This window comes from Microcoleus sp., from assembly GCF_049646505.1.
Lineage (GTDB): Bacteria > Cyanobacteriota > Cyanobacteriia > Cyanobacteriales > Microcoleaceae > Microcoleus.
The window spans coordinates 1-9,138 of the sequence record NZ_JBARVX010000053.1; the positions used below are offsets into that span (position 1 = coordinate 1).

At 45.6% G+C, this 9,138-nt stretch carries 9 protein-coding genes; 5 read left to right on the forward strand and 4 right to left on the reverse strand.

Features of this window, described 5'->3' with window-relative positions; genetic code table 11:
* Window positions 1–716: 716 nt before the first annotated feature.
* Both cbiE and WBA89_RS02825 read left to right on the forward strand, forming a co-directional pair.
* A complete protein-coding gene (gene cbiE / locus WBA89_RS02820; protein WP_424403887.1) occupies window positions 717–1,925 on the forward strand; it encodes a precorrin-6y C5,15-methyltransferase (decarboxylating) subunit CbiE in 1,209 nt (402 codons plus the stop codon).
* 66 nt (window positions 1,926–1,991) lie between these two features.
* Window positions 1,992–3,020, forward strand: a complete 1,029-nt coding sequence (locus tag WBA89_RS02825; protein WP_424403889.1) for a nucleotidyl transferase AbiEii/AbiGii toxin family protein — start codon at window positions 1,992–1,994, stop codon at window positions 3,018–3,020.
* A gap of 140 nt (window positions 3,021–3,160) precedes the next feature.
* Here the strand turns inward: WBA89_RS02825 and WBA89_RS02830 are convergent, their stop codons facing one another.
* Entirely contained in the window at window positions 3,161–3,403 is a 243-nt protein-coding gene (locus tag WBA89_RS02830; RefSeq protein WP_106332617.1) for a hypothetical protein, read from the reverse strand.
* 207 nt (window positions 3,404–3,610) lie between these two features.
* Here WBA89_RS02830 and WBA89_RS02835 point away from each other — a divergent pair, with 207 nt between their 5' ends.
* Window positions 3,611–3,997, forward strand: coding sequence for a DUF433 domain-containing protein (locus tag WBA89_RS02835; protein WP_424403892.1), 387 nt, complete (start codon window positions 3,611–3,613; stop codon window positions 3,995–3,997).
* Window positions 3,998–4,045: 48 nt separating this feature from the next.
* Here WBA89_RS02835 and WBA89_RS02840 read toward each other — a convergent pair whose 3' ends face one another.
* The 3 genes from WBA89_RS02840 to WBA89_RS02850 form a co-directional block, all read right to left on the reverse strand.
* Window positions 4,046–4,381: a XisI protein gene (locus tag WBA89_RS02840; RefSeq protein WP_340520090.1), complete on the reverse strand. Its 336-nt coding sequence runs from the start codon at window positions 4,379–4,381 to the stop codon at window positions 4,046–4,048.
* On the reverse strand, window positions 4,369–4,788 hold the full coding sequence (locus WBA89_RS02845; RefSeq protein ID WP_424403894.1) for a XisH family protein: 420 nt from the start codon (window positions 4,786–4,788) through the stop codon (window positions 4,369–4,371). Before WBA89_RS02845 ends, WBA89_RS02840 begins: the two co-directional genes overlap by 13 nt.
* A 72-nt stretch (window positions 4,789–4,860) precedes the next feature.
* On the reverse strand, window positions 4,861–8,277 hold the full coding sequence (locus WBA89_RS02850; RefSeq protein WP_424403896.1) for a class I SAM-dependent DNA methyltransferase: 3,417 nt from the start codon (window positions 8,275–8,277) through the stop codon (window positions 4,861–4,863).
* 213 nt (window positions 8,278–8,490) lie between these two features.
* Between WBA89_RS02850 and WBA89_RS02855 the strand changes: the two genes are divergently transcribed.
* Together WBA89_RS02855 and WBA89_RS02860 are read left to right on the forward strand one after the other, a co-directional pair.
* Window positions 8,491–8,751: a type II toxin-antitoxin system HicB family antitoxin gene (locus WBA89_RS02855; protein WP_424403898.1), complete on the forward strand. Its 261-nt coding sequence runs from the start codon at window positions 8,491–8,493 to the stop codon at window positions 8,749–8,751.
* Entirely contained in the window at window positions 8,748–8,966 is a 219-nt protein-coding gene (locus tag WBA89_RS02860) for a type II toxin-antitoxin system HicA family toxin (RefSeq protein WP_106148860.1), read from the forward strand. Before WBA89_RS02855 ends, WBA89_RS02860 begins: the two co-directional genes overlap by 4 nt.
* The last annotated feature ends 172 nt before the right edge of the window (window positions 8,967–9,138 follow it).

Sequence of the window (9,138 nt, forward strand, 5' to 3'; positions counted from 1 at the left end):
CATTATGCGATCATACTGTATCCATAACCAGGATTACATCACTCAGGAGCCGTGTGCGGTGAAAGTCGCTCTTCCCGGTTTTGTAGGAGAGATGGTGGGGGACACCCTGCCATCGACTCTCTAACAACACCGTCAGGTGATGTTGACTGTTGACTGTTGACTGTTGACTGTTGACTGTTGACTCGATTTTATTATTCCGATGCAACCGGAAACGATATCACAAGTCGATCGCCCGCAGCAAAAAATCTCAACTTTCTTAACAAATGCCCGCTAATTTTGTACAACCTCGTAGGAATAGCGAGAAACAGGCTTTTTTACAGAAATATAAAGGTTGCAGACTGCAGATTCGCTAAAAAAACAAATTCATTAGGTTAAACTGCATCCCGGAGTAAGTTAAAATAATGACTTGCTAGCCCAGATTCATCAATCCGAAAAACATTGCAAGTGCAGTTCCCTAGCATAGCCACAATAGATTTTTTTAAAATTGTTCATCTGCGTTCATCCGTGTTGATCGGCCTGATACTATTTTTCTAAAGATGTGCTATTGATTAAGTCTTAGCCCCACCCGAACTCGCGGGGGGGTTGGGGGGGGTAATATCTAGCGCTACTTTATGAAATTGGGATGACATCTGCGGTTCACCTCTGGATCAAAAAATACTGTAAATGTCATCCCATATTATTCTTAAAAATTGATAAATCGTAATTACCTTGGCGCAATGCACAAATGGCTTTCGGTGGTGGGGATTGGCGAAGACGGACTTTCGGGATTGAGCTCGATCGCCCGATCGTTACTGGATCGATCTAAAATCATTGTCGGCGGCGCCCGTCACCTCGCAATGCTACCAACCGACGACACCCGCGAAAAATTAGTTTGGGCTTCACCCCTACAAACAACCATTGACGACATTATCCGCAGGCGCCCAGAATCTGTCTGCGTGTTAGCAAGCGGCGATCCGATGTGTCACGGAATTGGTGTCACGCTGTCGCGCCAAATTCCGATTTCGGAAATGATTGTGATTCCCGCAGCATCGGCTTTCAGCTTGATTTGCGCGCGTTTGGGTTGGGCTCTGGCGGATGTTGAGACTTTTAGTTTAACAAATCGCCCGATCGCCTCGATCGCCCTTGCTTTGTCGCCGGGGGCGCGCTTGCTGGTGTTGAGTGCCGATCGACATACACCGGGAAAGGTCGCCGATTTGTTGACACAGCGGGGGTTTGGCAGCAGTTTGATGACTGTGTTCGAGCGGATGGGGTCGGAGGCCCAACGGCGGATCGAGGGGGTTGCAGCGGCTTGGAATGTGGCGGATTTGGCGGATTTGAATGCGATCGCCATTGCAGTTGCAGCCGATCGACAAACTCTTATCCTCCCTCGAACTGCGGGTTTACCGGATGCTGCGTATCGCCACGACGGACAGTTGACTAAACGGGAGGTTAGAGCCGTTACTCTGTCTGCGTTAGCGCCGATTCCGGGGGAGTTGCTTTGGGATGTGGGGGCGGGCTGCGGCTCGATCGCGATTGAGTGGATGCGGAGTTATCGGAGTTGTCGGGCGATCGCGATCGAACGCCATCCAACTAGACTGGAATACATTGCTGAAAATGCCTCTAATTTGGGTGTTCCCGAACTCAAAATCGTGGCGGGAGACGCACCGGCAGCTTTGGCAAATTTGCCTCAACCAAATGCTATTTTCATCGGCGGCGGTGTCACTGTTGAGGCTTTGCTGGAAACTTGTTGGAATGCTTTAGCTGAAGGCGGCCGTTTGGTGGTAAATGCGGTGACAATTGAGAGTGAACTTACGGTGCTGCAATGGCATTCTTTGCACGGCGGCGAACTAATTAGAATTGGAATTCAGCGCACGGGGGCGATCGGTTCTTTTGTGGGTTGGAAACCGCTGGCAACGGTGACTCAGTGGGCGGTAGTTAAGGGGTAATTCCGATTAAATAGGAATGATTTAACCGCAGAGAGCGCAGATAACACAGAGGAAGAGATCGGATAGATGAACGATAAAGAATTAGCAACTGCATTCAAAATTCCCGAAAGATTGCCATTTCTTCAGGCTATATGCTGGCAAGTTGCTAATGTAAAAAACTTAGATTTAAAGGAAATGCTCTGTCGCTACGAATCAGGCTGGCATTATTGGGGAGTATTGGGAGAACCAAACTCGGAGGAACTAATTTTTATTCAACAAATTAGCCAACACTATCAATCTTGGCTGGTAGCGGAACTCTTAAGCATTGGCCAGCCCCAAAAAACCGAAAACCTGGTAAATTTGCAACCAATGTTTAAACGCGAAATTCATCAAAAAATATTAACTGTACTCGGCCACTTGAATGTCGAGTTTTTACAGGAATGTCGCGCTTATTTTGGCGGCGGAACTCTGGTAAGTATGGAACATGGAGAATATCGGTTAAGTCAGGATATTGACTTTATGTGTCCGATGGATGGTGGCTACAATCTCCTGCGCCGAAAAGTGGCGGCAGCAGGCTATGATGTGATTTTTGCTAATCGCGATCGTATTGTTCTACCGAACGAAATTCAATCAAACCAGTACGGTATTAGATTTCCAGTTATTGTTGATGGTACGATAATTAAATTCGAGATGGTTTGTGAAGGGCGAATTCAGTTTGATGAACCAAGTTATCCTAGTTGGTCGCCTGTTCCTTGCTTGAATCAAGTTGATAGTATAGCAGAAAAGCTGTTAGCAAATGCCGATCGATGGCCGAGCGATCGCGTAAACTCTAGAGATTTAATCGATTTGGCAATCCAAAGGTTGGCAAGCGATCTTCCCCAAAAGGCGATCGACAAAGCTGAAGCAGCTTATCAAGTTATGGAACCGCTGAATCGAGCGATTGAGTATTTCCAAGACCGTCCCGATTATCGGGAAAAATGCTATGATATTTTAAGTATTGCAGCACCCGATCGAGTTATTGACGGTATCGATTTATTAGCTCAGGATTTAGGTAGAGAAATCACAGTCAGGACATTTAGCGAGACTATTTCCCCGTTCCCTGGCTCTTTGTTGTAAAGAAAGTTTCTAGTTTAACGAGCCGACTGGTGGCAAATTGTCGGGTGTCATCGTCTAAGATTTGAGCGGCACGAATGCTGATGGAAGGTTCGCCCCGAAATGCACTAATTAGAACACCTGAATCCAGATAAGTTAGTTTATCAGACACCGTGGCCACCTCGACGATCGGCAATTTCTTGCTCTAACTCCACTTCATTGAGGAGTTTCATACCGTTGGCGATCGCCCGTTGGCGAAGTTTCCACAGGGTTTGACCGAGTTGTGTTTTGGGGGTAAATTCAGGTGAAGATTTGAGCGCTAGAGTTTGGGTAAACTGAAGGACTTTTGCGCGATCGGCGGGGGCAAGTTCGCGCCAGTATTGTAGGAGGATTTCTTCGGGAGGCATGGAATTTTTTTGGGCGTAACTCTATAATTTATTTTACTCTTTTACAATCGATCGGGTCAATGCCATTGGCGATAAAAATCTAGTTTATTCCCAGAGTCTTTGAACAGCATAAGCATCAAACATTTCCTCGTGGCTGATTAAATAAATAGACGTTTCTGTCCACTATGCTAAGATGAAGGTTGGTTTACATTTTCTGATGAGGTCATTATGACCAGTTCTCTATCATCTACAAGCCTTTCTCGCTATGTCACCCGCAATCCTGAAGTTTTGCAGGGCGAACCGATTATTGCGGACACTCAAGTTACTGTACGGGATATTGTGGTGTTTTGGAAATCAGGAATAAAGCCTGAAGAAATCCCACAGAAGTTACTTCAACTCGTGACGGCTGCTCAAGTGTTTGATGCGATTAGCTTTTATCTGGATAATCAGCCAGAAATTGACGATCGGATTGCTTGGTATGAGGCGCGTCCGATGTTGAATGTTTCACCTCTTTTGAGATGCAATCCGTTGTTGAATGAAGTCACGGAATATGTTGCAGCGTATCGGCGCGATCGAAATGCAGATATCGATTTTCCTGAGTCTGATACTTTATGACTCAATATATTCTCGATACCGACCATATCACACTGCTGCAACACTTTCCTATGCAACTCCAAACCCTGTATACTCTCGCGCATAGGGAGGCTGAACTCCTAACACGATCTCTTCTTTCGCAATCCCCATTTGTACTAATTCATCAGCAAAACTTCGATCGGTTTGATTGCGCTGAATCCAAATTTTTCCATCTTTGATATCTAAGTGAATGAAGCAGTTATAAATACGGTCATGTTCATTCCATCCTAAATCGATAACCAGATAGCGATCGCGTTCTTTGTCAAAAACGAATTCTACTTCTATCTGACCATTAATCGGCGGGTCTTCACCCGATTCTATCAGCAATTTTTCGATGCACTGGCGATAATAATCTAGTCGATCCATTTGACTATTTCCTCCCGTACTGGGTTGTATACAATAATTTTAACTTGATGTCGTTTGACTGATGCTTTGGGTAATTCGCGTTGGAAGAACGATTCGTAAGAGGCAAGTGGAACTGCTAAATATAAGGTACGCTCTGGATCGAGTTCTTCTAAGACTAAGCGATAATTCAAAAATTGTCCCAAAGCCGTATGAAAATCAGCTAATGCGGAATCGTTCAAAAAACTCTTAATTTCGACTGCGATTTTCTCTCCTGCTTTCTCTGCACCCAAGAGTCTTTCTGCTCCCAAGTCAATCTCCACGCGCTCGTTTTTTGCATACTCAAGCTTCAATGGATCGTGAGTAACCGTCCATTGTTCTTTTTCAAGACCCCGCTTTACCGAATCATGAAATTTATCTTTAGCTGCCATACTTTCAGAGTCTCAAAAATATACATATTCATTTTGTACGATAAGCTCATGATAACAATTGCAAAGCAAAACTTACCGATCGCCCTGAAGTTCTGCGAGATGCCAGAATATCATGCCATTTTCAGTATGACTGAGCAAAATCCCCAAATCTTCCAGGCTTTCTAGACAGTCGAGAATGACTTTTTGTTTGCGATTTGCTGCTTTGAAATGGGCGGTGACTTGGGCTGCTGTCCATTCGCCGCTTTGGGTGCGGAATAAGTCGCGGATGGCCCAAAGTTGCTCTTTGAGGGTTTTGGGAAAGGGTTGTTGTTCGGTGGGAGTAATGGCGGTTTCGCTTTCGGTGGTGATACCTTCTAGAGTTGGTTGTACGTAGGTTTCGCCGGGAGATTGGTAGTCGGGGCGCAGCCAGCGAATGTGTCCGTTGCGTTCTTCTTCGGCGCGTTGGGCGTTGAGGGTGACGAGGTTTTCGAGGATTTGGTCGTCGGTGAGGGTGGATTCCCAACCGTAGGCGGCAAATACGGCGGCATCGAGTTCGTCGTGGATTTGTTTGAGGGTGGAGACTAGGGCTTTTTGGTTGAAGGCTTTGTCTTTGTCGTTGAGGGGTTGGCCTTGGCGGAGTTTTTCGAGGAGGTTGTACATCCCGGTGATGGTGACTTCGGGATGAGTAGTTTGGACTCGTTTGCGGTGGCCCTCAAGGCGTTCTCCGAGTTCTCGGATGGTTTGTTTTTGGGTGTCGGTTGGGGTGGGGAATGGGAAGGGATCGAAGCAAACAGTTTTGACATAAACAGGGGTCGGACCAAGCTGTCCGCCACATACTAATGCCCATTTAACATGAATTTCACTAGAGAGAACTCCTAGAACATAAGCATCATCTAAAGCAATAGTAACAAGTTTATTATCTGGCAAAATATCAGCATTTAGAAATATAAATACGCGATATTTTGAAGTTTCAACAGTAACTATATAACGTTGAAGAGTCTTCAGCGCATCTCTCAGGATTGTGTTGGCTCTACGATACAGCCACCATTCTGAACGAAGTTTTGGATCGTTATTCATTAAACGTTCAGGCTTGACTCTCTCCAACAGATATTGATATGTTTTTGGATAATTTGTTCTGAAATTATTTTCTCTAAGACCTACTGTATCTATAATTAACTTATTTCGAGAATTATGTAGAAGATCTCGACCATTAAGATAGGGTCTGAGTAAATCAATTTCAACTAAATTTAAATCTTGAGAAGCCACTTGAAATCCTTCACTACCTGACATTACTCCACGACTAACAAGATTGAAATTGGCTTGTAAGACCTTACTTTTTGTTACATCAGTACCTGCACGAAGGTTACTAAAAATTTTATCAAAACTTCTCCAGATAATTTTCACTCGATCAGCCGAGTCTTCAGGAGTTAATGCTTCATCCTCAGAAATCACAGTTCCCAATTGAGCAAGTTGTTCAAACCTTGAATGGTTAACTTCACCAGCCGTCATTGAAATTCTGACTGCCGCACCTTCATCAGTCCAGGGATGATCGGGAATGGCTAGAAACAGCTTGATTGATTTTTTGTGATTAAGATGAAATTCAATTACACTTCGCAGTCTAGCTTGATGAATACTATTTGTTGTAATAAATCCAAATCGCTCAACTTGACTCAACCGAACCAATTCTGCTGCCTTGTGCCACCAGTACATCACAAAATCAACAGTATCCGGCACATCTTTATAAACTTTCCGCAACGTTTCTGTATACCCATCTCCCAACATCTCCCGCATTCTCGCATTGCCAATAAACGGCGGATTCGACACAATATAATCCACCTCCTGCCACTCGGCCGCCCTCGGATTCAAATACCGATAAATTGTTACTTGGTTTGTAGGATCGGGAATATCCTCCCCTGTCACCGGACTTTTCATCATCCTTCCCCCCCAGCGAGTTCTCACCTTCCCCGCCGCATCAATATCCGGTTCCTTCGCGTCATAAGCCAACACCGCATCCCCTTGTGTAATATTTTTGTACTCTCGCAACACAGGTTCGATCGGGGGAATGTCACCAAACCGCCGAAAATGCCACTGCAAATACCCAATCCAAATCACCAAATCTGCGATCGCCGCCGCCCTAGGATTGATCTCAATACCCAAAAACTGACTCGGATTAACTTGAGCAATATCTAACCGCAACTGCGCCGATCCGGTGACATCCTCCAAGCGCCGCAACACTTCCGACTCTAAACCCTTCAACAAATCCAACGTTACATACAAAAAATTCCCCGATCCGCAGGCCGGATCGAGAATTTTCACCCCTTGTAACTCAGTCAAAAATGCCTCTAAAACTGATCTCGCCTTTTTCCGTTGATTCGCAGTCGGTTCCGATTCCCCTGCGTTGAGCAACTGTTTAACCTCCGCTTGTACCGCAATCCAGCGATCGCCCAAAGGCTCCATCACCACCGGTTTTACCAACCGTTCCACATACGATCGCGGCGTATAATGCGCCCCCAACTTACTTCTTTCCCTCGAATCCAGCGCCCTCTCCAACAACGTCCCAAAAATCGCCGGTTCCACATTGCACCAATCCCGCTTCGCCGCCTGCAACAATACTTCCAACTGCGCCTTTGTCAGCGCAAACGCCTGGGATTCGGCAAACAATCCGCCATTAAACCGCAACAGTTGGCCGTGAAAACCAAAACTCGTCCCCTCATTCATCGCTTCCCACAGCGCCTCTACCTCCGGTTTAAACATTTTCGGGTTGAGAATCCAGCGCGTTTCCAGCGCCTTCGTAAACAGATGTTCCTTCAGCAACCCCACATCCTCAGCAAACATGGTGAAAATACAGCGCATCAAAAACTGGGCGACTTGCTGCGGATCGACATTCGCCTCCATTCCCTTCGCCAACTCTGCCAAATCTGCCGCCACTTCCCGCGTCACCCGCGCTGCAATCTTCTCCGGGTTGCGCTGCTGCGGATTGGTGAAAATATCGACAAATAAATCGAAAACATCCGCTTTTCGGAGTTCGGTTAACCCAATTTCTCGCCGCGCCCCATAGCCGCCGTAATCGCCGCTAAAACCCATCCACAATTCAAAATGATCGCCAATATCGCAAGTTAACAAAAACGGCGGTTTGCTGCTGAGACTGCGCGTATAGGCAACTGCTTGCACAAACGCTTTTTCCATCTCTCGCAAATAGGTATTAGTTCCTCGCTTTGCAGTTCCCTTTTTACCCGTGGTTCCGCCCTGTTTTGCTTCTATTAAAAAATGCTCTGCTTTGTGAAAGTCGATAAACCCCGGAGTCACTTTCCCGCTGGGGTGAAAAATTTTGACATCTTTATCAAAGCAGTAGGGATCGTTGGGAATTCTGCCTTTATCGATCGGGCGATCGACCCCCAGCGCATCGGACATTTCCGCAAAAAATAGCTGGTAGTTTGCTCGTTCGTTACCGCTAGAACCAGCCCAGCGCGCGATGAATGTTTCGACTCTGGTGCGATCGGCTTCATTCATTTTTCAACCCTGCTGCTTGCTTTTTCCTTATTCTATAGTTAGATTGGTTCGTATTGGCGATCGATCTGGCGATTTTGCTTGATAGCAACCGCCGTGGCGGTTAGGACGCTTTACTATTGACATTTGCTATAATATGTTTGACGATATTCCTAGATACAGGCGGAGTCAAAAACCCGGATTCTGCCTTAAAGTCGATCGTTCACAACGAAGATTTTGCGTAGCAACCGGGTTTTTATAGCTTTAGTGCTTGAAAAATACCTCAATAAATACATGAAAATTAGAGCGATCGTACATCCTGCAGAAGAAGGTGGCTATTGGGCAGAAGTTCCAGGGCTTCCCGGCTGCATTACTGAAGGGGAGACGATAGAAGAAGTAATAATTAATTTAAAAGATGCGATTGAAGGTTGGCTAGAAGTTGCTAATAGTCGTGAAGCAATTGCCTCCACAGATCGAGTTGTGGAAATTGCTGTATGAAATCTATTTCTGGCAAGCGACTTTGCAAAATAGTAGAGCATAAAGGTTGGGTTTTGAAAAGAGTTACCGGCAGTCATCATATCTATGAAAACCCGGAATTAGAACAAATTTTGTCAATTCCTGTTCACCGAAATCAAGATTTGAAAGTTGGAACCTTGAGAGCCTTAATGAAAATAGCTCAGCTATCTGAGGAAGATGTACAAAGTTTTTCTTAAGTATAAGCTATTCTGCATTTAAATTGCATATTCGACGCGGGCTCGCGTGCCCACCCCACTCATTGTTTGATTGATTCTTGACACACAATTTAAATGCGGAACTGCTTAGCACAATACGGTTCACTTAATTCAACGTAGGGTGCGTCGCCAAAAACAACTCTCGCCCCACAAC

Excerpts from the sequence above, each read along its gene's own strand:
- cbiE (WP_424403887.1), top strand. The coding sequence starts at position 717 with ATGCACAAATGGCTTTCGGTGGTGGGGATTGGCGAAGACGGACTTTCG.
- WBA89_RS02835 (WP_424403892.1), top strand. The coding sequence starts at position 3,611 with ATGACCAGTTCTCTATCATCTACAAGCCTTTCTCGCTATGTCACCCGC.
- WBA89_RS02845 (WP_424403894.1), bottom strand. The coding sequence starts at position 4,788 with ATGGCAGCTAAAGATAAATTTCATGATTCGGTAAAGCGGGGTCTTGAA.
- WBA89_RS02860 (WP_106148860.1), top strand. The coding sequence starts at position 8,748 with ATGAAATCTATTTCTGGCAAGCGACTTTGCAAAATAGTAGAGCATAAA.
- WBA89_RS02825 (WP_424403889.1), top strand. The coding sequence starts at position 1,992 with ATGAACGATAAAGAATTAGCAACTGCATTCAAAATTCCCGAAAGATTG.
- WBA89_RS02840 (WP_340520090.1), bottom strand. The coding sequence starts at position 4,381 with ATGGATCGACTAGATTATTATCGCCAGTGCATCGAAAAATTGCTGATA.
- WBA89_RS02830 (WP_106332617.1), bottom strand. The coding sequence starts at position 3,403 with ATGCCTCCCGAAGAAATCCTCCTACAATACTGGCGCGAACTTGCCCCC.
- WBA89_RS02850 (WP_424403896.1), bottom strand. The coding sequence starts at position 8,277 with ATGAATGAAGCCGATCGCACCAGAGTCGAAACATTCATCGCGCGCTGG.